19 protein-coding genes are annotated in these 19,892 nt (G+C 60.1%); 13 read left to right on the top strand and 6 right to left on the bottom strand.

What is annotated here, in order from left to right; translation table 11 throughout:
• Nucleotides 1-298: 298 nt before the first annotated feature.
• Nucleotides 299-535, top strand: coding sequence for a 50S ribosomal protein L28 (rpmB, locus tag D8779_RS06360; RefSeq protein ID WP_090240685.1), 237 nt, complete (start codon nucleotides 299-301; stop codon nucleotides 533-535).
• Between the two features lie 10 nt (nucleotides 536-545).
• A complete protein-coding gene (gene rpmG / locus D8779_RS06355; RefSeq protein ID WP_007894709.1) occupies nucleotides 546-701 on the top strand; it encodes a 50S ribosomal protein L33 in 156 nt (51 codons plus the stop codon).
• Nucleotides 702-903: 202 nt separating this feature from the next.
• On the opposite strand, the gene D8779_RS06350 is transcribed toward rpmG, so the two are convergent.
• Nucleotides 904-1,269: a cupin domain-containing protein gene (locus D8779_RS06350; protein ID WP_136663597.1), complete on the bottom strand. Its 366-nt coding sequence runs from the start codon at nucleotides 1,267-1,269 to the stop codon at nucleotides 904-906.
• Nucleotides 1,270-1,497: 228 nt separating this feature from the next.
• On the opposite strand from D8779_RS06350, the gene D8779_RS06345 reads away from it, so the two are divergent.
• Complete coding sequence (locus D8779_RS06345) at nucleotides 1,498-2,991, top strand: aldehyde dehydrogenase (RefSeq protein ID WP_136663596.1); 1,494 nt, start codon at nucleotides 1,498-1,500, stop codon at nucleotides 2,989-2,991.
• Between the two features lie 137 nt (nucleotides 2,992-3,128).
• On the top strand, nucleotides 3,129-4,277 hold the full coding sequence (locus tag D8779_RS06340) for an MFS transporter (RefSeq protein WP_136663595.1): 1,149 nt from the start codon (nucleotides 3,129-3,131) through the stop codon (nucleotides 4,275-4,277).
• Here the strand turns inward: D8779_RS06340 and D8779_RS06335 are convergent.
• Nucleotides 4,267-5,727, bottom strand: a complete 1,461-nt coding sequence (locus tag D8779_RS06335) for an aminotransferase-like domain-containing protein (RefSeq protein WP_136663594.1) — start codon at nucleotides 5,725-5,727, stop codon at nucleotides 4,267-4,269. The two genes, D8779_RS06340 and D8779_RS06335, sit on opposite strands and share 11 nt — an antisense overlap.
• 180 nt (nucleotides 5,728-5,907) lie before the next feature.
• On the opposite strand from D8779_RS06335, the gene D8779_RS06330 reads away from it, so the two are divergent.
• The gene (locus tag D8779_RS06330; RefSeq protein ID WP_136663593.1) at nucleotides 5,908-6,153 is read left to right on the top strand and encodes a DUF1127 domain-containing protein; all 246 of its coding nucleotides are present in this window, start codon (nucleotides 5,908-5,910) and stop codon (nucleotides 6,151-6,153) included.
• A gap of 65 nt (nucleotides 6,154-6,218) precedes the next feature.
• Here D8779_RS06330 and D8779_RS06325 read toward each other — a convergent pair whose 3' ends face one another.
• A complete protein-coding gene (locus D8779_RS06325; protein WP_136663592.1) occupies nucleotides 6,219-7,544 on the bottom strand; it encodes an NAD(P)/FAD-dependent oxidoreductase in 1,326 nt (441 codons plus the stop codon).
• Between the two features lie 175 nt (nucleotides 7,545-7,719).
• Between D8779_RS06325 and D8779_RS06320 the strand changes: the two genes are divergently transcribed.
• A complete protein-coding gene (locus D8779_RS06320; RefSeq protein ID WP_136663591.1) occupies nucleotides 7,720-8,073 on the top strand; it encodes a YkgJ family cysteine cluster protein in 354 nt (117 codons plus the stop codon).
• A 95-nt stretch (nucleotides 8,074-8,168) separates the two neighbouring features.
• Here the strand turns inward: D8779_RS06320 and D8779_RS06315 are convergent, their stop codons facing one another.
• On the bottom strand, nucleotides 8,169-8,657 hold the full coding sequence (locus tag D8779_RS06315; protein WP_136663590.1) for a winged helix-turn-helix transcriptional regulator: 489 nt from the start codon (nucleotides 8,655-8,657) through the stop codon (nucleotides 8,169-8,171).
• A 155-nt stretch (nucleotides 8,658-8,812) separates the two neighbouring features.
• Here D8779_RS06315 and dadA point away from each other — a divergent pair, with 155 nt between their 5' ends.
• The 6 genes from dadA to D8779_RS06285 all read left to right on the top strand — a co-directional run bounded on the left by dadA (nucleotide 8,813) and on the right by D8779_RS06285 (nucleotide 15,090).
• Nucleotides 8,813-10,111: a D-amino acid dehydrogenase gene (gene dadA, locus D8779_RS06310; RefSeq protein ID WP_136663589.1), complete on the top strand. Its 1,299-nt coding sequence runs from the start codon at nucleotides 8,813-8,815 to the stop codon at nucleotides 10,109-10,111.
• Complete coding sequence (locus tag D8779_RS06305; RefSeq protein ID WP_136663588.1) at nucleotides 10,086-10,436, top strand: RidA family protein; 351 nt, start codon at nucleotides 10,086-10,088, stop codon at nucleotides 10,434-10,436. The genes dadA and D8779_RS06305 overlap by 26 nt, the downstream gene beginning before the upstream one ends.
• A 128-nt stretch (nucleotides 10,437-10,564) precedes the next feature.
• A complete protein-coding gene (gene alr / locus D8779_RS06300; RefSeq protein WP_136663587.1) occupies nucleotides 10,565-11,638 on the top strand; it encodes an alanine racemase in 1,074 nt (357 codons plus the stop codon).
• Nucleotides 11,639-11,739: 101 nt separating this feature from the next.
• Complete coding sequence (locus D8779_RS06295) at nucleotides 11,740-12,288, top strand: cupin domain-containing protein (RefSeq protein ID WP_136664441.1); 549 nt, start codon at nucleotides 11,740-11,742, stop codon at nucleotides 12,286-12,288.
• A gap of 110 nt (nucleotides 12,289-12,398) precedes the next feature.
• Nucleotides 12,399-12,821 carry a c-type cytochrome gene (locus tag D8779_RS06290; protein WP_136663586.1) on the top strand — a complete coding sequence of 141 codons (423 nt, stop codon included), beginning with the start codon at nucleotides 12,399-12,401 and terminating at the stop codon, nucleotides 12,819-12,821.
• Nucleotides 12,822-12,945: 124 nt separating this feature from the next.
• On the top strand, nucleotides 12,946-15,090 hold the full coding sequence (locus D8779_RS06285) for an acetyl-CoA hydrolase/transferase C-terminal domain-containing protein (protein WP_136663585.1): 2,145 nt from the start codon (nucleotides 12,946-12,948) through the stop codon (nucleotides 15,088-15,090).
• A gap of 13 nt (nucleotides 15,091-15,103) precedes the next feature.
• On the opposite strand, the gene D8779_RS06280 is transcribed toward D8779_RS06285, so the two are convergent.
• Both D8779_RS06280 and rep read right to left on the bottom strand, forming a co-directional pair.
• Nucleotides 15,104-15,676: a xanthine phosphoribosyltransferase gene (locus D8779_RS06280; RefSeq protein ID WP_136663584.1), complete on the bottom strand. Its 573-nt coding sequence runs from the start codon at nucleotides 15,674-15,676 to the stop codon at nucleotides 15,104-15,106.
• Between the two features lie 259 nt (nucleotides 15,677-15,935).
• The gene (gene rep / locus D8779_RS06275; RefSeq protein ID WP_136663583.1) at nucleotides 15,936-17,945 is read right to left on the bottom strand and encodes a DNA helicase Rep; all 2,010 of its coding nucleotides are present in this window, start codon (nucleotides 17,943-17,945) and stop codon (nucleotides 15,936-15,938) included.
• Between the two features lie 265 nt (nucleotides 17,946-18,210).
• Between rep and D8779_RS06270 the strand changes: the two genes are divergently transcribed.
• Nucleotides 18,211-19,884: a putative bifunctional diguanylate cyclase/phosphodiesterase gene (locus tag D8779_RS06270; RefSeq protein ID WP_136663582.1), complete on the top strand. Its 1,674-nt coding sequence runs from the start codon at nucleotides 18,211-18,213 to the stop codon at nucleotides 19,882-19,884.
• Nucleotides 19,885-19,892 lie beyond the last annotated feature (8 nt).

Genomic DNA, 19,892 nt, shown 5'->3' with positions numbered 1-19,892 from the left:
GCCATTACTCGCTCGCGGGGCAATCAATCTTGGCGACGAGTGGTCGATGAGCGTGACCCCCCTCAATGCCTGGCTTGAGAGTGGAATACGGTGGTCGAGCGTGATTAGGTAAAGTGCGTTTAATCTTGTTGCGCCTTGAGCTTTCTGGTATAAAGCAGCGCTCTTTTGTAGGGGCCCGGTTCTTGCGCTTTCAGGTACGGCCGGTAAGACCCTCGAGATACGCGGCGCTGAGCGCCAAGATTGAATATTAGCGGCCAACCCATGCCGGGTTGGGCATGTGGTTTTAGAGGGCTGAGGCATGTCGAGAGTCTGTCAAGTTACCGGTAAGGGTCCGGTAACTGGGAATAACATTTCCCACGCAAACAACAAAACCCGTCGTCGTTTCCTGCCGAACCTGCAGCATCACCGCTTCTGGGTCGAGTCTGAGAACCGTTTCGTCCGTCTGCGCGTTTCTGCCAAAGGCATGCGTTGCATCGACAAGCGTGGTATTGACGTCGTTCTGTCCGAGCTGCGTGCTCGCGGCGAAAAGGTTTAAGGGGAAAGTCATGCGTGAATTGATCCGTTTGATCTCGAGTGCCGGTACTGGTCACTTCTACACTACCGACAAAAACAAGCGCACCACTCCGGACAAAATCGAAATCAAAAAATTCGATCCGGTTGTGCGTAAGCACGTGATCTACAAGGAAGGCAAGATCAAGTAATTGATCTGGCTCCTTGCCGAAAAAGCCCGCCTTCATGGCGGGCTTTTTCTTGCCTGCGATTTAGCGTGATAAACCTAGGTGATAAAAAACGCCGGGAGCCATTTTTTGCGTTGCGCAGTGATGGTCTGCAGAGTGGCCGCCAGGGATGGTCGGCGATAAAAAGCCCGCGCAAGGCGGGCGAAGGGTGACGCATGAATCGCTATCAGTTGCTGGTCTGCTCGAAAATCACATAGACCTTGCGGCAAGCTTCCAGCACTTCCCAGGTGCCGGAGAAGCCGGCCGGGATCACGAAACGGTCACCGGCGCGTAAGGTCTTGGCATTACCGTCTTGGTCACGCAGCACTGAGACACCCTGCAAAATTTCGCAGTACTCGTGTTCGGTGTAGCTGATGGTCCATTGGCCGATAGCGCCTTCCCAGATACCTGCATTGAATTGACCGCACGGGCTGCCGTAGTGGTTGCGCACGCTTTGTTCGGGGTCACCCGCGAGGACTTTTTCTGCAGCTGGGCGGTAATGCTCAGGGGCGGTGGTGGCGTGGGCGAAGTCGACGATCTGCTCAATGTTCATAAGAAGGTCCAGTCAGGCGTGTTGTCAGTTAAATGCTAATTTCGGCAGTCTATGTTTAATAAAGCGCACATAACAAGGTGGATTAGCCTGTATTTGTAAAAAATATTGGAACTACTCAGGCCTCTGGTTTAGTGTTGCCGGCACGATTGGGTTTGTTTAACCCATGCAGAATAATTGACAGCGCAGCGGCCGACCTGCGGCGCTTTACTAGCGATAGAGGATGTTCGAATGACTAGCCTGACTCGTGCCGATTGGGAGCAGCGCGCCAACAATCTGAAGATCGAAGGCCGTGCCTTTGTGCATGGTGAATACCGTGCGGCGGTTTCGGGTGACACTTTTGAGTGCATCAGCCCGGTCGATGGCCGCGTGCTGGGCCAGGTGGCCAGCTGTGACCTGGCTGACGCCGAATTAGCGGTAAGCGACGCCCGCGCTACCTTTGAGTCTGGCGTGTGGTCGCGGATGGCGCCGGCGCAGCGCAAGCGCATCATGATTCGTTTCGCCGATCTGATGGATGAGCACGCCGAAGAGTTGGCGCTGTTGGAAACCCTCGACATGGGCAAGCCGATCAGCGATTCACTTGGCGTTGATGTACCGGGCGCCTCGCGCGCGATCCGCTGGAGCGGTGAAGCGGTCGACAAGATCTACGACGAAGTAGCCGCCACCCCGCATGACGAACTGGGCCTGGTGACCCGTGAGCCGGTGGGCGTGGTTGCGGCCATCGTGCCGTGGAACTTCCCGATGATCATGACCTGCTGGAAGCTCGGCCCGGCGCTGTCCACCGGTAACTCGGTAATCGTTAAACCCTCCGAGAAATCGCCGCTCACGGCGTTGCGTCTGGCTCAGCTGGCCCTTGAGGCGGGTATTCCCGCCGGAGTACTCAACGTCTTGCCGGGTTATGGCCATACCGTGGGTAAAGCGCTGGCGCTGCATATGGATGTCGACACGCTGGTGTTCACCGGTTCAACCAAGATCGCCAAGCAGCTGATGATTTATGCAGGCGAATCGAACATGAAGCGTGTGTGGTTGGAAGCGGGCGGCAAGAGCGCCAATATCGTCTTCGCCGACGCCCCCGACCTCAAGGCGGCGGCAGAAGCGGCGGCGGCGGCGATCTGCTTTAACCAAGGCGAGATGTGTACCGCGGGTTCACGTCTGCTGGTGGAGCGCTCGATCAAGGATCAGTTTATGCCGATGGTCGTGGAGGCGATGCAAGGCTGGAAGGCCGGTCATTCGCTGGACCCTGAGAGCAAGGTCGGTGCGCTGGTTGACGCGGGGCACCTGAACGCGGTGCTCGGTTATATCGACGCCGGCCACAAAGACCAAGCCACGCTGCTCTGTGGTGGCAAGCGCACCCTCGAAGAGACCGGCGGCCAGTATGTTGAGCCGACTATCTTTGATGACGCACACAATGCGATGCGCATCGCCCAGGAAGAAATCTTCGGCCCGGTGCTGACAGTCATTGCCTTCGACAGTACTGAGGAAGCGATCCAGATCGCCAACGACAGCATCTATGGCCTGGCGGCTGCCATTTGGACCAGCAACCTGTCCAAGGCTCACCTGGCGGCCAAAGCGCTGCGTGTCGGCAGCATGTGGGTCAACCAGTACGATGGTGGTGACATGACCGCGCCGTTCGGTGGCTACAAGCAATCGGGCAACGGCCGTGACAAGTCGCTGCATGCGTTCGATAAGTACACCGAGATCAAAGCCACCTGGATCAAGCTATAAAACGAAGCGTCTGGGTCGGCCAGTGGTCGACTCGGTAGCGTCAAACTGGCGGTCGAGCCTCTTCTCAGAGGCTCGGCCGTTGTTTTTTCTGCGGTGTTAACGCTGGTGATTCGCTCCACGGGATGGGAGTTGGGCAAATGAGATGGGCAACCTATTTCGCCGTCAGTGCGGCTGTTGTGGTCGTTGGGCTGTCGCTGGGGGTGACGCTGCCGCTGGTATCGTTTCGGCTTGAGTCTTGGGGTTATGGCCCTTTTGCTATTGGTGTGATGGCAGGGATGCCGGCCGTTGGCGTTTTGCTGGGAGCGCGGTTGACCGGGCGCCTGGCCGGTTGGTTCGGTACGCCGCAGACCTTGCGGCTTTGCCTGGTGGCCAGTGCGGTGTCGGTGGGCTTGCTCAGTGTGATGCCGAGCTATCCGTTGTGGCTGCTGCTGCGCCTGCTGATCGGCATCTCCCTGACCGTGGTGTTTGTGCTCGGCGAAAGTTGGATCAATCAGCTGGTTGAAGACCGCCTGCGCGGTCGCCTGGTGGCGCTGTACGGCACCGGTTTTGCGCTCAGTCAGCTGTGCGGCCCGCTCTTGCTGACCCTGCTGGGTACGGAAAGTGATCGGGGTTTCTGGTTCTCGGCGGGCTTGTTGATCTTCGGTAGCCTGCTGTTGTTGGGGCGTGATGGCGCGCCCAAGGTTGATGCGCAGAGTGCGTCCGGACGCGGCATCTTGGCGTTCTGCCGCACCTCGCCGGCAATCGCCTGGGCGGTGGTGCTGTTTGCCGCCTTTGAGGCGATGGTGCTGACGCTGCTGCCGGTGTACCTGGTGCGCGAAGGTTTTGCCCAGCAGCTGGCGTTGATCATGGTCAGTGCGGTGGTGGTCGGCGATGCCGCGTTGCAGCTGCCGATTGGCTGGATGGCTGACCGTGTACCCCGGCAAACGCTGTTTCGCTGCTGCGGGGTGGTATTGCTGCTGTCGAGCCTGAGCATTCCGTCATTGCTGCACACGCCGCTGATCTGGGCGGTGCTGGTGTTGTTCGGTGCCAGCGCAGGCGGTTTGTACACCTTGTCGCTGATCCTGGTCGGCCAGCGTTACCGTGACGATGCGCTGGTGCGCGCCAACTCGCATATCGCCTTGCTCTGGGGCGCCGGCTGCCTGCTCGGGCCGCTGTCGACCGGCGCTGCCAGCCAGTGGGTCAGTGGGCATGCCCTGCCGATATTGATGGCGATTGGTGCGGCAGTGTTTGTTTGGCTGGCGTTTAAGCGCGGTGCGTTCAATGAGGTCGTGGCCGTCAGGGCGTGAGGCTGGTCTCTTCGCCGCTATGCACGAGTTGCTGCTCGGTCAGTAAAGCGGCCACGCATTCGCCGACCTGACGTATCGCCTGTTCAAGCTGCGGCGTGGGTTTGCCGGCGTAGTTGATGCGCAGGCAGTTACGGTATTTGCCGGCCGCCGAAAAGATGCTGCCGGGCGCAACCTGGATGGCATGCGGCAGCAGTTCGCGGTTCAGGCGCTGGCTGTCGAAGCCGGCTTCCAGCTCAATCCATAGCATAAAGCTGCCCTGCGGCCGGCTGACCCGCGTGCCGGCGGGGAAGTAACGGCTGACCCAATCGATCATCACATCACGGCTGCGCTGGTATTGCGCGCGCATGCGCCGCAGGTGAGGCTCGTAGTGGCCTGCTGCAAGGTACTCAGTGAGTGCTAGCTGTGGCAGTTGCGCGGTGCTGCCAGTGCCCATGTATTTCATGTGCAGCACTTGTTCCAAGTAGCGCCCGGGGGCGATCCAGCCAATGCGCAGCCCTGGAGCCAGGGTCTTGGAAAAAGAGCTGCAGAGCAGCACACGGCCATCTTCGTCATAGGATTTGATCGTGCGTGGGCGTGGGTAGCTGTAGGCCAGATCGCCGTAAACATCGTCTTCGATAATCGCCACGTCATAGCGTTGAGCCAGGGCCAGCAGGGCGCGCTTGTTGGCGTCGGGCATGATGTAGCCCTGCGGGTTGTTGCAGGTCGGAGTCAGCTGAATGGCTTTTATCGGCCATTGCTCTAGGGCCAGTTCTAGGGCTTCCAGACTGATTCCGCTGATGGGGTCGGTCGGCAGCTCCAAGGCTTTCATGCCAAAGCCTTTGAGTGCCTGCATGACCCCGTGAAAGCTCGGCGAATCCACAGCAACAATGTCGCCAGGCTGGCAGACGGCGCGTATGGCGGCGGAGAGTGCCTCGTGACAGCCCGTAGTGACGATGATGTCCTGAGGCGACAGGTTGCAGCCGGAGTCGAGCATCAGTCGGGAGATCTGCTCGCGCATGCCCAGGTGGCCGTAAATGCAGCCGTAGGTCAGGCTGTTGGCGTCCTGACGACGGCTCAGGCGTGACAGCGAGCGCAGCAGCGGTTTAAGCGTTGGGCTGTCGATATCCGGTCGGCCGCGGCTGAGCTGAAGCATGCCCTCGTGTCCGGGTTGCTGGCTGATCAGCTCCAGCACTTGATCCCACTGCGACACATCCACCGGGCGCTGAGCCATACGGCTGACCTTAGGCAGTGCCGGCATTTTTCGCGCGGCCGGCACGAAGTAGCCCGACTTCGGCCGGGGCGTGGCCAGGCCCTGATCTTCCAGGTGGCGATAGGCTTGCTGCACCGTACTCAAGCTCACGCCATGTTCAATGCTTAGGGCGCGCACCGACGGCAAGCGATCGCCAGGGCGGTACAAGCCCTGCTCGATGCGGTCGCTGAGTAGCTCGGCAAGATTGATGTAGAGCGTCATGACAGCTACCTCGCAATGCTATCGGTGTTGGTAAAACCAGTACAGATGGGCTGTAAATCTGTCATTCAGACTGTGTTATGACAAAGCTGTATGGATTTAAAAGTAGTTATTTGAATCTGTCATGCTTTTATTGGCGCGTTCATCATGAACACCTACCAGGCTTTCGGGCAGGAGCAGGCGATGAACGGGTTAAGTGATGCAAGGCTGGTGCTGAAACCAGAAGCGCTGCGGCAAGGGGCCGTAGCCGAGCATCTGTATGGTCAGAAAGATAAAAGCACTTCGGCTGTCGGCCGCTGGAGGCTGTTCTGTCGGCGCTTAGCGACGCGGCGCGCGTTGCTGACGTTAAGCGATGAGCAACTGAAGGATGTCGGCTTGAGCCGCGCGCAGGCGCAGCGTGAAGCCTTGTGTCCGTTCTGGACACTCTAAGTTGAGGCCACGCGGCCCTGAGTTGACGAGCAGCAGGGCGCAGACGGCCTGCTGGGTTGCGTGGGTTAGACCAGCTCTTTCATCCGATGCCAGAGCATGCCCAGCGCCAGCAGCGGCGAGCGCAGGTGTTTGCCGCCGGGGAAGGTCATGTGCGGCACCTTGTCGAAGAGCTCGAAGCCGCCGCCTTGCTGGCCGCTGATAGCCTCGGCCAGAAGCTTGCCGGCCAGGTGAGTGGCGTTTACGCCGTGGCCGGCGTAGGCCTGGGCGAAGAACACGTTGCTGTGCTCCGCAAGTCGACCAATTTGTGGCAGGCGGTTGGCGCCGATGCCGATCATGCCGCCCCACTGGAAGTCGATTTTCACGTCTTGCAGATGTGGGAAGGCTTGCAGCATTTTCGGTCGCATATAGCCGGCAATGTCCGCAGGATCGCGCCCGGAATAGTGACAGGCACCGCCGAATAGCAGGCGGTTGTCGGCGGACAGGCGGAAGTAATCGACCGTCACGCGCTGGTCGCACAGGGCCATATTCTGCGGGATCAGGTTGCGCGCTTGGGCTGCGGAGAGCGGCTCGGTGGCGATCACGTAGCTGCCGGCGGGCAACACCTTGCCGCCGAGTTTGCTGTTGAGACCATTGAGGTAGGCGTTGCAGGCCAGCACCAGAGTTTTGGCGCGGACCTTGCCGCTGGTGGTGTGCACCTGCACTTCGCTGCCGTAGTCGATATGCGTAACCGGCGAATGCTCGTACAGGCGCACGCCCAGGCTGGCAGCGGCTGCTGCTTCGCCGAGGGCCAGATTGAGCGGGTGCAGATGGCCTGAGCCCATATCGATCATGCCGCCGGCGTAGCGGTCGGAGCCGACCACCTGGTGCATCTGCTCGGCTTGCAGCAGGCGCAGTTCGTGGCGATAGCCGAGGCTTTCGAGCTCGGCCTTGTCTTCGGCGAAGTCGTCCAGGTGCGCCGGTTTGTTGGCCAGGTCGCAGTAACCCCAGGTCAGGTCGCAGTCGATGTTGAACTGCTCAACGCGGCCGCGCACGATTTCCACCGCCTCCAGGCCCATCAGCTTGATCTGGCGTACACCTTCGCTGCCAATCACTGAAGCGAACTGCTCGACGCCGTGACCGACGCCGCGAATCAACTGGCCGCCATTGCGCCCGCTGGCGCCCCAGCCGATCTGGTGCGCCTCCACCAGCACCACCGAGAAGCCCTTCTGGGTCAGTTCGATGGCGGTATTCAGGCCGGAGAACCCGCCACCGACAATGCACACATCGGCCAGCTCCTCACCCGCCAGCGGCGGATAGGCCAGCTGCTGGTTGGCAGTGGCGGCGTAGTAGGAGGGGGCGTGCTGATCGTTGTGCACGGCTGGCTGTTGCGGCTGGTGAACGCGGGCGTTCATGTGCGAAATCCTGTTTTATGTGTTGTTAAAATTTGACGCAGGATAAGCGCGCTACTTGTCACAAGCCAAGGGGGGAGGCGGTAAAAACTGTTTTTCCTGGGCGCCGATCGTCGTTTGCCGGCGCAGAGCAGGGGTTGGCGGTTAAGATGCGCGAGTTTTCTACCGAGCGCTGTTGATGAGCTGTACTAACCGCAAGATCGACCAACTACGTTTGCAGATCCCCAGTTTCGCCTGTGTGCCGGGCTGTCACGATTGCTGTGGCCCGGTCACCGCGTCGTCCGAAGAAATGTCGCGCCTGCCGGTGAAAAGCGACGCCGAGCACGACGCCGCCCTGGCCGAGTACAACTGCGTGCACCTCGGCCCGCAAGGCTGCACGGTGTACGAGCAGCGGCCATTGATCTGCCGGTTGTTCGGCACCACGCCGAGCCTGCCGTGCCCGCGTGGTCAGGGGCCGGAGCAGATGATCGAGCCGGCCGTGGAAGCGCATGTACACCAGTTGATCGCCAGCACCCGCCAACGTCTGGTGTAGGTTACGTCGCTGCTCTTGCGGGAGTGGCTTCAGCTACGAAAGCCCGGCAGCGCATCGCGGCTAAAGCCGCTCCCACAGAAACCGATTGCCGAGGGTTACTCGGCAATCGGCAGGCTCAGGCTCTCTTTCACTTCTTCCATAACGATATAGCTCTTCGACTCGCGCACATGCGGCAGCTTGAGCAGGATATCGCCGAGCAGCTTGCGGTAGCTGGCCATCTCGTTAATCCGTGCTTTCACCAGGTAATCGAAATCCCCCGACACCAGGTGGCACTCCAGCACGTGCGGCAGCTTGAGCACGGCGCGGCGAAACTCTTCGAACGTGTCGCCGGACTTGTAGTCCAGGCTGATCTCGACGAATACCAGCAGGCTGGCTTTGAGCTGCTGTGGGTTGAGGCGCGCGTGGTAGCCCATGATGATGCCTTCGCGCTCCAGGCGGCGGACCCGTTCGGTGCACGGCGTGGTCGACAGGCCGACGCGTTCGCCCAGTTCGGTAAAGCTGATGCGCCCATCGTCTTGCAGGATACGCAGGATGTTGCGGTCAATCTTGTCCAGTTCGCGGCGGCTCTGATGCTGGGTGCGCATGGTGGATACCCCTCTATAGAAAGCGATATTGCCAATAATTGTCGCCAAATATAGCTAGTTATATAGTGAAAAGCACTGGTCATCTCTTCCTATACTGCGATCAATTGTGATCTCAAGAATTATCCGTCGTGCTCGGTCGCGACGAGGAGAGTGACATGCGGGTTCTGGTTCTCGGTAGCGGTGTGATTGGCACAGCCAGTGCGTATTACCTGGCGCGTCAGGGTTTTGAAGTGGTGGTGGTCGATCGGCAGAACGCCCCGGCCATGGAAACCAGCTTCGCCAACGCCGGCCAGGTCTCCCCTGGCTATGCCTCGCCATGGGCAGCGCCAGGCGTACCATTGAAGGCCATCAAATGGTTGCTGCAAAAGCACGCGCCGCTGGCGATCAAGGCCACCGCCGATATCGACCAATACCTGTGGATGGCGCAGATGCTGCGCAACTGCACCGCCAGCCGTTACGCGGTGAACAAGGAGCGTATGGTGCGTCTGTCTGAGTACAGCCGTGACTGCCTCGATGAACTGCGTGCGGAAACTGGAATCGCTTATGAAGGCCGCAGCCTGGGCACCACCCAGCTGTTCCGCACCCAGGCGCAACTGGATAACGCCGCGAAAGACATCGCCGTGCTGCAGCAATCCGGTGTGCCTTATGAAGTGCTCGATCGCGCTGGCATTGCCCGCGTTGAGCCGGCCCTGGCGGCGGTGACCGACAAGCTGGCCGGTGCCTTGCGCCTGCCGAATGACCAGACCGGCGATTGCCAGCTGTTCACCAACAAACTGGCCGATATGGCCAAGGCGTTGGGTGTGGAGTTCCGCTTCGGTCAGAACATCCAGCGCATCGAGGCGGTGGGTGACCGGGTCAATGGCGTGTGGATCGACGGCAAGCTGGAAACTGCCGACCGCTATGTATTGGCTCTTGGCAGCTTCAGCCCGCAACTGCTCAAGCCATTGGGCATTAAGGCGCCGGTGTATCCGCTCAAGGGCTACTCGTTGACCGTGCCCATCACCAATGCCGCGATGGCGCCGACTTCGACCATCCTTGATGAAACCTACAAGGTCGCGATCACCCGTTTCGACAACCGCATCCGCGTCGGCGGCATGGCGGAAATCGCCGGCTTTGACCTGAGCCTCAATCCGCGCCGCCGCGAAACCCTGGAAATGATCACCGCCGATCTTTACCCGCAAGGCGGCGATCTTAGCCAGGCTGAATTCTGGACCGGCCTGCGTCCGGCCACCCCGGACGGCACCCCGATTGTGGGGGCCACCGGCTTGCGCAATTTGTTCCTTAACACCGGCCACGGCACACTGGGCTGGACCATGGCCTGTGGCTCCGGTCGCCTGCTTGCCGACCTGATGGCGAAAAAGCGCCCGCAGATCAGCGCCGAAGGCCTGGATATTTCCCGCTACAGCCGCACCCAGGAGACTCATAAACATGTCAGTACAGCGCCTGCACACTGAAACACGTCATAGCGAGATCGTGATCCATAACGGCACGGTCTATCTGGCCGGCCAATTGGCCGATGATTACAGTGGCGACATCGTGCAGCAAACCCGCGAAACCCTGGCCAGTACCGACCGTTTTTTGGCCGAGGCCGGCAGCGATAAGTCGAAGATCCTCTCCGTGACCATTTACCTGAAGGACATGGACCGCGATTACGCCGGTCTCAATCAGGTCTGGGATGCCTGGGTCGCGCCGGGTGCAGCACCGGCGCGGGCCTGCGTCGAGGCCAAGATGTACAAGCCGGAAGTTTTGGTGGAAATGACCATCGTGGCCGCTCTTTAGTCGGCTGCCCCATTTGCAATAGGTGTTTGCCCGGCGATCACACCGGGCTTTTTTATAGCCGACCATCTCTGGCGGCGATTCTTCGGGCCATTTTCAAAGCCTAAACACTGCTGATAGCCGAGAACATCATGCGTCCTGCTCGTGCCCTGATCGACCTCAACGCCTTGCGTCACAACTACCAACTGGCCCGTGAGGTGACTGGCGCGCGGGCGCTGGCGGTGATTAAGGCGGATGCTTACGGTCATGGTGCGGTGCGCTGTGCGCAGGCGTTGCAGAATGATGCCGATGGTTTTGCCGTGGCCTGTATCGAAGAAGCGCTGCAACTGCGTGAGGCCGGCATCCGCGGGCCAATTCTGCTGCTGGAAGGCTTCTTCGAGATCGATGAATTAGCGCTGATTGAGCAACATGATTTGTGGTGTGTGGTGCATTCGTTGTGGCAGCTGGAGGTGATCGAGCGCAGCCCCCTGCGCACGCCGCTGACGGTGTGGCTGAAGATGGACAGCGGCATGCACCGTGTCGGCCTGCATCCAGCGGAATATCAGGCTGCTTATCAGCGCCTGCTGGCCAGCGGCAAGGTGGAGAAAATCGTTTTGATGAGCCACTTCGCCCGCGCTGACGAGCTGGATTGCCCGCGTAGCGAAGAACAACTGGCCGTCTTCCAGCAGGCCCGTCAGGGCCTTGTCGCCGAGGTCAGCCTGCGTAACTCGCCGGCTGTGCTCGGTTGGCCGGCCGTTCCAAGTGACTGGGTACGCCCTGGCATCATGCTGTATGGCGCTACCCCGTTTGAGCAGGCGCAGGCCGTGGCCGCGCGCTTGCAGCCGGTGATGACCTTGGAGTCGAAGATCATTAGCGTGCGCGAGCTGCCGGCTGGCGAGCCGGTGGGTTATGGCGCGCGTTTTGTCAGTGAGCGGCCGACCCGTGTGGGTGTGGTGGCCATGGGTTATGCCGATGGCTATCCGCGCCACGCACCGACAGGAACGCCGGTGGCGGTGGACGGCCAACTGACTCGCTTGATCGGCCGGGTGTCGATGGACATGCTCACGGTGGACCTGACCGACGTACCCCAGGCGGGCTTGGGCAGCCGGGTCGAACTCTGGGGCAAGCAGGTGCTGGCCAGCGACGTGGCCACTCAGGCAGGCAGTATTCCTTATCAGTTGTTTTGCAATCTGCGTCGAGCACCGCTGCTCTATCTCGGGGGTTAAACGCGCGTTTGTAGATGAGTTTGAACACGAGTGTTGTAAATTCCGAACGCTATGCGATGATACGGCGACTTTTCCGTATCTATCCCAAGGGGGCTCCAGCATTGGACGTCGGTGTACGACTGCAATCCATTCGCAAACTCAAAGGCCTTTCCCAGCGTGAACTCGCTAAACGGGCGGGCGTCACTAACAGCACTATTTCGATGATCGAGAAGAACAGCGTAAGCCCCTCGATCAGTTCGTTGAAAAAGGTGTTGGCAGGTATCCCCATGTCGCTGGTGGAGTTCTTCTCCCTGGATGTGGAACCGGATAACCAGGCCCAGGTGGTCTACCGAGCCGCCGAACTTACTGATATCTGCAGCGGTGCTATCACCATGAAATTGGTGGGCAAGGCGCACCCGAGCCGGGCTATTTCCTTCCTCGATGAGACTTACCCGAGTGGCTCTGACACCGGTGACGAGATGTACGCCCATGAAGGTGAAGAGGCCGGCATGCTGGTCTCCGGCAAGCTAGAACTGACCGTCGGCAGTGAGGTGTTTATTCTCGAACCAGGCGACAGTTACTACTTCGAGAGCAGCAAACCGCACCGTTTTCGTAATCCGTTCGAGCATCCGGCACGCCTAATCAGCGCCACCACTCCGGCGAATTTCTAGATAACCCTGCGACAATACGGGTTGTTTCGGCGGCCGCAGCTTGCCGTTATACTGACCCCCGCTCGCGAAACCGTGGCCGCGAGCGAGACTAGCCACGATGAGGGTGTACCGTGAACCTGATAAAAAAGATCCTGGTAGCTCAGGCTACCGTGTTGGCCCTGTGGGCAGTGACTGCTCAGGCCACGACCGACGATGCGATTGCCGAGCGACTGAAGCCGGTAGGTCAAGTCTGCGTAATGGGTGAAGAATGCAAAGGCGTGGGTGCAGTTGCGGTTGCCGCTGGCGGTGCTGCGCGTACTGCTGATGACATCATTACTAAGCACTGCGGCGCTTGCCATACCCCGGGTATCTTGGGTGCGCCGAAAATTGGTGACACCGCTGCCTGGAAAGCTCGTGCTGATGCAGAGGGCGGTCTTGACGGGATCCTGGCTAAAGCCATTTCGGGTATCAATGCGATGCCGCCGAAAGGCACCTGCGCCGATTGCTCGGATGATGAGCTACGTGGCGCGATCCAGAAGATGTCTGGCCTGTAAGCCGACCCTGCTGATGAAAAAGCCGCCCTCGGGCGGCTTTTTGCATTTTCTGCCCGGCAGTGCAGCAACGTGGAGGACGTGATGGTCCAAACTGCATTCGCCATAAGGCCGCCAGGAGAGCCAAATGCCCAAGGTCTGTTCGATCGAGCACAGTATTGACCATGTCCTCCAGACCCTTGAGGGGCCAATACACCTTGGCTTACCGCTGGGTTTGGGCAAGCCGAACCGCTGGGTCAATGCACTGTATGCACGCCTTAAACGCTTGCCCGAGCGCCAGCTGACAATTTATACCGCTCTCTGCCTGGGGCGTCCCCGTGCGCCTGAAGGGTTGCAGCAGCGGTTTCTTGAGCCGTTTGTTGAGCGAGTCTACGGCGATTACCCCGAGCTGGACTTTCTCGCCGACCTGCACGGCAACAGTCTGCCGGCCAATGTGCGTGTCGAGCAGTTCTTTCTGCAGCCGGGTAGCCTGCTCAACAGCGCACCGGCCCAGCAGGATTACATCAGTAGCAACTACAGCCATGTGGCGCGCGATCTGAATGACAAAGGCTTGAACCTGATCGCGCAACTGGTCGCGACCGACCCCGCACACCCTGGCTACTGGAGCCTGAGCTGCAACCCGGATATCACCCTCGACCTGTTGCCCCTGCTGGAGCAGCGCCGCGCCGCCGGTGAAACGATTCTCTGCGTGGCGCAAGTGCATGAGGCGTTGCCTTACATGGCCGGCACCGCCCAAGTGCCGTGCGCTACGTTCGACCTGCAGATTGCCGACAGCGAGTGCACTACGCTGTTCTCCACCCCGAACCTGTCAGTGAGCGTGCAGGATCATTGCATTGGTTTGCACGCCAGCACCCTGGTCCGAGATGGCGGTACGTTGCAGATTGGTATCGGCGCCATCGGCGATGCCCTGACCGCTGCGCTATTGGCACGTCAGGCTGACAACGCCGGCTACCGGGCGGTGCTGGAAGCACTGCAGAAGGGACACTGGGCGCAGATGATCAGCAAAGTTGGTGGTCTTGAGGCATTTGCCCGGGGCCTGTATGGCTGCAGCGAGATGTTCGTCAACGGCCTGTTGGCGCTGGCCGAGGCCGGTGTAGTGCGGCGGGCGGTTTACCCCGATTTGCGGGTGCAGCAGTTGGCGGCGGCCGGCGCGCTGGATGAGCAAGGTCGCCCTCACAGCGTGCAAGCCTTGCGCGCAGCTGGCATCGCAAAGCAGCTGGATGAGCCGCTGCTGACATGGCTACAGAGCAGCGGTTTGCTTAACGGTGCTATTGCCCTGGACGGCGCACAGATACGTTTGCCTGATGGTCGACAGCTGTCATGCGATCTTGACGACCCTCGCACGCAGGCTGGCTTGGCCACCTATCTGGGCGCGGCGCGAGAGGGTGCGGTGTTGCACGGTGGTTTTTTCCTCGGCCCGCAGCAGTTTTACCAACGGCTTCGGGCGCTGCCGCCAGAGCAACGAAGCCGCTATGCCATGGCCGGCATCCGCTTTATCAATGAGTTGTATCAACAGGAAGAGCTCAAGCGTTTGCAGCGCCGCGAGGCACGGTTTATCAACACAGTATTCACCGTCACGCTGTTGGGCGCGGCGGTGTCCGATCAGCTGGAAGACGGCCGCGTGCTCAGCGGCGTAGGCGGGCAGTACAACTTTGTCGCCCAGGCTCATGCGCTTGATGATGCACGCTCGATTCTGCTGCTGCGCAGTTGGCGTGAAAGCGCCGGCACGGTCAGCTCGAACATCGTTTGGGATTACGGCCACGCCACCATCCCACGGCACCTTCGTGACATCGTGGTCACTGAGTACGGCATCGCCGATTTACGCGGTAAAACCGATGCTCAGGTGATTGAGGCCTTGTTGTGCATCAGCGACTCGCGCTTTCAGGCGCAGCTGATCGAGCAGGCGCAGCAGGCCGGCAAGTTACCCGAAGATTTTCAGTTACCACCGCGTTTCTGCGATAACCGGCCTGAACATCTGGATGCGTTACAGCGCAAGCACGCCGCGCTATTTAGCGAATACCCGCTGGGCAGTGATTTCAGCGCTGAAGAGCGTGACTTGGTACGGGCGTTAACCTGGCTCAAACGGCATTTCAAGCTCAGCGAGGTACTGGAGTTGGGCAAAGCCACGCTCGATGCGCCAGCGCCCGAGGCCTTTCCTCTGCACCTGACCCGCATGGGGTTGGAGGCGCCCGAGGGGGTGCGTGAAGCCCTGTATCAGCGCTTGATTCTAGCGGGCCTGCAGGCCACCGCGTCGGGGCAGCCCGCTTCGTGAGGCGCGCAGTGGGTCAGTCAATAAAGCTGACCTGGCCGTCTTTGAGCGAGCCGATGCGCGCCAACGACTCAACCCGATAGCCCTGGGCGTCCAATTCGGCGCGGCCACGCTGAAAGGACTTCTCAATCACCACGCCGATGCCAGCGATGCTTGCGCCGGCCTGGCCGATTAGGTCGATCAGGGCGCGGGCGGCGTGACCGTTGGCGAGGAAGTCATCAATCAGCAGTACGTGATCCTTGGCGGTCAGGTGCTTGGCCGAGATGGCCAAGGTACTTTCGGTCTGCTTGGTGAAGGAAAACACCTTGGAGATGTACAGGTTGTCCGTGAGCGTGAGCGATTGGTACTTACGCGCGAATATTACCGGTACACCCAGCTCCAGACCGGCCATCACGGCTGGGGCAATGCCGGAGGCTTCAATGGTGACGATCTTGGTGATGTTCTGGCCGGCGAAGCGCTGGGCGAACTCATGACCGATCTGCTGCATCAGCGCGGGATCGATTTGATGGTTGAGAAAGGCATCGACCTTGAGCACGTGCTCAGAGAGTACGGAGCCTTCATCGCGAATCTTCTGTTTCAGCGTTTCCACGCGTGTTCCTCTCATCATCAACGTAGCCCGGATGCAATCCGGGGCGGTTTTTCTGGCTTGCATCCGGGCTACCAGAGTTATGTAGGGTGGATGGCGCTTCATCCATCCACCCTTGCGATTTGGTGGATGGATGAAGCGCCATCCACCCTGCGACTGCTCGCTCTGCGTCGGGTTACTGAACAAGCCTATTTTTTATGGCCTGCCATCCTTGGCGGCCACCCTACGGGCCGTCGCAAGCGACGTTAAAAATAGCTCCCAGCTATTTTTTAAGCATGGCGCGCATATTTGCTAGCGCCGAGTTGCCGGTGGCGGCTTTGACCTCGGGCGCGGCGTCTTCCAGACCTTCCCAGGCGAGATCCTCGGGTGGCAGTTCATCGAGGAAACGGCTCGGCGCGCAGTCGATGATTTCGCCGTATTGCTTGCGTTTGGCGGCGAAGGTCATGGTCAGGTTGCGCTTGGCGCGGGTGATCCCGACGTAGGCCAGGCGCCGCTCTTCCTCAACGGTGTCGGCTTCAATGCTGGAGCGGTGCGGAAGAATTTCCTCCTCCACGCCGAGGATGTAAACAGAGGGATACTCCAGGCCTTTGGAGGCGTGCAGGGTCATCATCTGCACGCCGTCGGCACCTTCTTCTTCCTCTTGTTGGCGCTCAAGCATGTCGCGCAACACCAGTTTGCCGATGGCGTCTTCGATGGTCATGTCGCCGTCTTCGTCGCGCTCCAGGGTGTTCTTCAGCGCTTCGACCAAGAACCAGACGTTACCCATGCGCGCGTCGGCGACCTTGTCGTTGGAGGCGTTCTGGCGCAGCCAATTCTCGTAATCGATGTCCATCACCATGCTACGGATCGCCGCAATGGGATCGTTCTGCGCGCACTCCTGGCGCACCCGGTCCATCCACTTGGTGAAGCGCGCCAGGCGCTCGGTAAAGCGCGCGTCCAGGCTTTCACCCAGGCCCATCTCGCCGGCGGCGGCGTACATGCTGATCTTGCGGCTGGTGGCGTAGTTGCCGAGTTTTTCCAGGGTGGTGGAGCCAATTTCGCGGCGCGGTACGTTGATCACCCGCAGGAAGGCGTTGTCGTCATCGGGGTTAACCAGCAGGCGGAAGTAGCTCATCAGGTCCTTCACCTCCTGGCGGGCGAAGAAGCTGGTGCCGCCGCTCAGGCGATAGGGAATCTGGTGATGCTGCAGTTTCAGCTCCATCAGCTTGGCTTGGTAGTTACCGCGATAAAGGATCGCGTAGTCGCTGTAGGGGCGTTCGGTGCGCAGGTGCTCGGTGAGAATCTCCAGGGCTACCCGTTCGCACTCGGCATCTTCGTTTTTGCAGCGGATCACGCGGATCTCATCGCCCATGCCCATCTCGCTCCACAGCTGCTTTTCGAAAGCGTGGGGGTTGTTGGCGATCAAGGTGTTGGCGCATTTGAGGATGCGGCTGGTGGAGCGGTAATTCTGCTCCAGCATCACCACTTTTAACGACGGGTAATCATCCTTGAGCAGCATCAGGTTTTCCGGGCGCGCGCCGCGCCAGGCGTAGATTGACTGGTCATCGTCGCCGACCACGGTGAACTGGTTACGCATGCCCACCAGCAGCTTCACCAGCAAATATTGGCTGGCGTTGGTGTCCTGATATTCGTCGACCAGCAGGTAGCGGATGCGGTTCTGCCACTTTTCCAGGATGTCGGGGTGTTCCTGGAACAGCTTCACCGGCATCAGGATCAGGTCATCGAAATCCACCGCGTTATAGGCTTTGAGCGTGCGCTGGTAGTGCAGGTAGACGATGGCGGCGGTCTGTTCCTTGGGGTTGCGCGACGCAGCCAACGCCTGCTCGGGCATGATCAGCTCGTTCTTCCAGCTGCCGATGTAGTTCTTGATCTCGTCGGCGCCGTCATCACCGGAATACTCTTTTTGCATGATGTCCGACAGCAGCGCCTTGATGTCGCCTTCGTCAAAAATCGAGAAGCCCGGCTTGTAGCCCAGTGCCGCGTATTCCTTACGGATAATGTTCATGCCCAGGTTGTGGAAGGTCGATACGGTCAGGCCGCGCGCCTCGGGGCCTTTGATCAGGCTGCCGATGCGCTCCTTCATCTCGCGCGCCGCCTTGTTGGTAAAGGTCATGGCCACGATATGACGCGCCTGGATGCCGCAGTTCTGCACCAGATGGGCGATCTTGCGCGTGATCACGCTGGTCTTGCCGGAGCCTGCGCCGGCGAGCACCAAAAGAGGGCCGCCGACATAGTTCACGGCTTCCTGCTGCCGGGGGTTCAGTCGGGACATTGAATCAATCGTCAGGCGGAATGGGCGCGCATTTTAACAGGCCTGAGGCTTTCTGCCGCGACCATCTGGAAGTGTGTTGCAGTGCACATAATGGCAAACCGCCAGGCTTGGTTAATTTTCCTAATCCAGTACTCTGGTGCCACTTTCGGGGCCTGCCATGCCGCAGGGCGCGCGCCACTGACACAAGGATGTGCGTGATTAGACGTCGATTACGACGCATCCGAGCGGTTTCAATGCTCTTTATTTGTGCTGTGGGGGAAGTTGTTTGTCCGCGTTCGTCGAACCATTACGCTTGCTCCTGCTGGCGGAAACGCCGGGCTGGGCACAGTTGCTGCGTGAACGCCTGAGTGCGCTCGGCAGTGGCTATGCACTGATTACCGCACCGTCATGGGAGGCAGCTAGCGCGCTGTTCGATAAGCCCAGTAACGCCATCCTGCTGACCACCGCCAAGTACCTGCCTTCTTCCGGGCGCTGTGCGCTTCCTACTGTGTTGCTGTTGGATGCTGAGCCCGAAGCGGTCCCTGAGGGCGTGTGCGACTGGCTGGTGCGCGACCAGCTCAGCGGCGAGGTGCTGCGCCGCTGCCTGCGTTATGCGCGTGAGCGCGGCCACCTTAATGACACCTTGCACCGCCTGGCCGAGCAGGATGCGTTGACTGGGATTGCCAACCGTCAGGGTTTTCAGACCCTGCTCGCTGCGCGCCTGGCCGAAAACGAAGGCCGTGGCCTGACGCTTGGGCATCTTGATCTGGATAATTTCCGCCACGCCAACGATGCCCTCGGTTATCAGGGTGGCGATCACCTGATGTTGCAAGTGGTCGCGCGGATCAAGGCGCAGTTGCAGGCCGGCGATCAAGTGGCGCGCCTGGGTAGCGATGAGTTCGCCTTGTTGCTCGACAGCCGCCGTGATCCGCAGCGCGCCGAACGCCTGGCGGTGCAGATTACCGAGGCTCTCGGTGAGCCTTACTGGATTGACGGCGAAAGCCTGCTGATCGGCTGCAGCCTGGGCCTGGTCCATTCCCGTGCCGAGAGCCGCGCCGACCCATTGATGTGGCACGCACATATCGCCATGCAGCAGGCCAAGAGCCAACAGGGCTGCACCTTTCATATCTATGACGAGCGGATCAACCGCAGCGCCCGCAACCAGGCTGACCTGGAGAGTGAGCTGCGTCGTGCCCTGCGCCGTGATGAATTGGAGCTGCATTATCAGCCGCGCCTGTGTTTACAGACCGGGCGTATCGTCGGCTTGGAAGCGCTGGTGCGTTGGCAGCACCGCGAGCATGGCCTGCTGGGTCCAAACGAATTCGTGCCGTTGGCCGAGGAGAGTGGCCTGATCGTGCCACTCGGCTACTGGGTGATCTCGCGTGCCTTGCGTGACATGCAATGGCTGCGTGGGCGCGGCGTGCCGGCGCTGCATATGGCGGTTAACCTGTCATTCCGCCAGTTTCAGGACAGCCAGTTGCTGCCAACCCTGAGCCGCCTGATCGAAGAGCGCGGTGTGGACGCGCAGTGGTTGGAGTTCGAGTTAACAGAAACCGCAGTGATGCGCCGCAGCGATCAGGTGCAACAAACCATGTTGGCCTTGGCTCGTCTCGGGGTGCGTTTTTCCCTCGACGATTTTGGCACCGGCTTCTCGTCTTTCGTGCACCTGAATAACCTGCCAATCACCTTGCTGAAAATCGATAAAAGTTTTGTCGGCGGCATGAGTGAGCGCCCGGAGAATCGGCAGCTGGTGCGGGCGATGATCAACCTGGCGCACAACCTCAATCTGCAGGTGGTCGGTGAGGGCGTGGAGAATGCTGAACAACTGGCGCTGCTGCGCCAGTACGGTTGCGACCAAGTGCAAGGCTACTTGATCAGCAAAGCCTTGCCGCTCCCAGAGCTGGCGCGCTTTCTGGTATTTGGCATGCGCCAGCCGTTGCTCGGGCTGAATAACAGCTGAGCGGCGCG

Source organism: Pseudomonas leptonychotis (genome assembly GCF_004920405.1).
In the GTDB taxonomy this organism is placed as follows: domain Bacteria; phylum Pseudomonadota; class Gammaproteobacteria; order Pseudomonadales; family Pseudomonadaceae; genus Aquipseudomonas; species Aquipseudomonas leptonychotis.
The sequence above is the reverse complement of the archived record's forward strand: the minus strand, read 5'-3'. Positions and strand labels throughout refer to the sequence as shown.

Bases quoted from the DNA above. Each gene is read 5' to 3' on its own strand.
- D8779_RS06340 (WP_136663595.1), top strand. From the start codon at position 3,129: ATGAGATGGGCAACCTATTTCGCCGTCAGTGCGGCTGTTGTGGTCGTT.
- D8779_RS06330 (WP_136663593.1), top strand. From the start codon at position 5,908: ATGAACGGGTTAAGTGATGCAAGGCTGGTGCTGAAACCAGAAGCGCTG.
- D8779_RS06315 (WP_136663590.1), bottom strand. From the start codon at position 8,657: ATGCGCACCCAGCATCAGAGCCGCCGCGAACTGGACAAGATTGACCGC.
- D8779_RS06285 (WP_136663585.1), top strand. From the start codon at position 12,946: ATGCCCAAGGTCTGTTCGATCGAGCACAGTATTGACCATGTCCTCCAG.
- dadA (WP_136663589.1), top strand. From the start codon at position 8,813: ATGCGGGTTCTGGTTCTCGGTAGCGGTGTGATTGGCACAGCCAGTGCG.
- rpmG (WP_007894709.1), top strand. From the start codon at position 546: ATGCGTGAATTGATCCGTTTGATCTCGAGTGCCGGTACTGGTCACTTC.
- rep (WP_136663583.1), bottom strand. From the start codon at position 17,945: ATGTCCCGACTGAACCCCCGGCAGCAGGAAGCCGTGAACTATGTCGGC.
- alr (WP_136663587.1), top strand. From the start codon at position 10,565: ATGCGTCCTGCTCGTGCCCTGATCGACCTCAACGCCTTGCGTCACAAC.
- D8779_RS06335 (WP_136663594.1), bottom strand. From the start codon at position 5,727: ATGACGCTCTACATCAATCTTGCCGAGCTACTCAGCGACCGCATCGAG.
- rpmB (WP_090240685.1), top strand. From the start codon at position 299: ATGTCGAGAGTCTGTCAAGTTACCGGTAAGGGTCCGGTAACTGGGAAT.
- D8779_RS06320 (WP_136663591.1), top strand. From the start codon at position 7,720: ATGAGCTGTACTAACCGCAAGATCGACCAACTACGTTTGCAGATCCCC.
- D8779_RS06350 (WP_136663597.1), bottom strand. From the start codon at position 1,269: ATGAACATTGAGCAGATCGTCGACTTCGCCCACGCCACCACCGCCCCT.
- D8779_RS06305 (WP_136663588.1), top strand. From the start codon at position 10,086: ATGTCAGTACAGCGCCTGCACACTGAAACACGTCATAGCGAGATCGTG.
- D8779_RS06325 (WP_136663592.1), bottom strand. From the start codon at position 7,544: ATGAACGCCCGCGTTCACCAGCCGCAACAGCCAGCCGTGCACAACGAT.
- D8779_RS06345 (WP_136663596.1), top strand. From the start codon at position 1,498: ATGACTAGCCTGACTCGTGCCGATTGGGAGCAGCGCGCCAACAATCTG.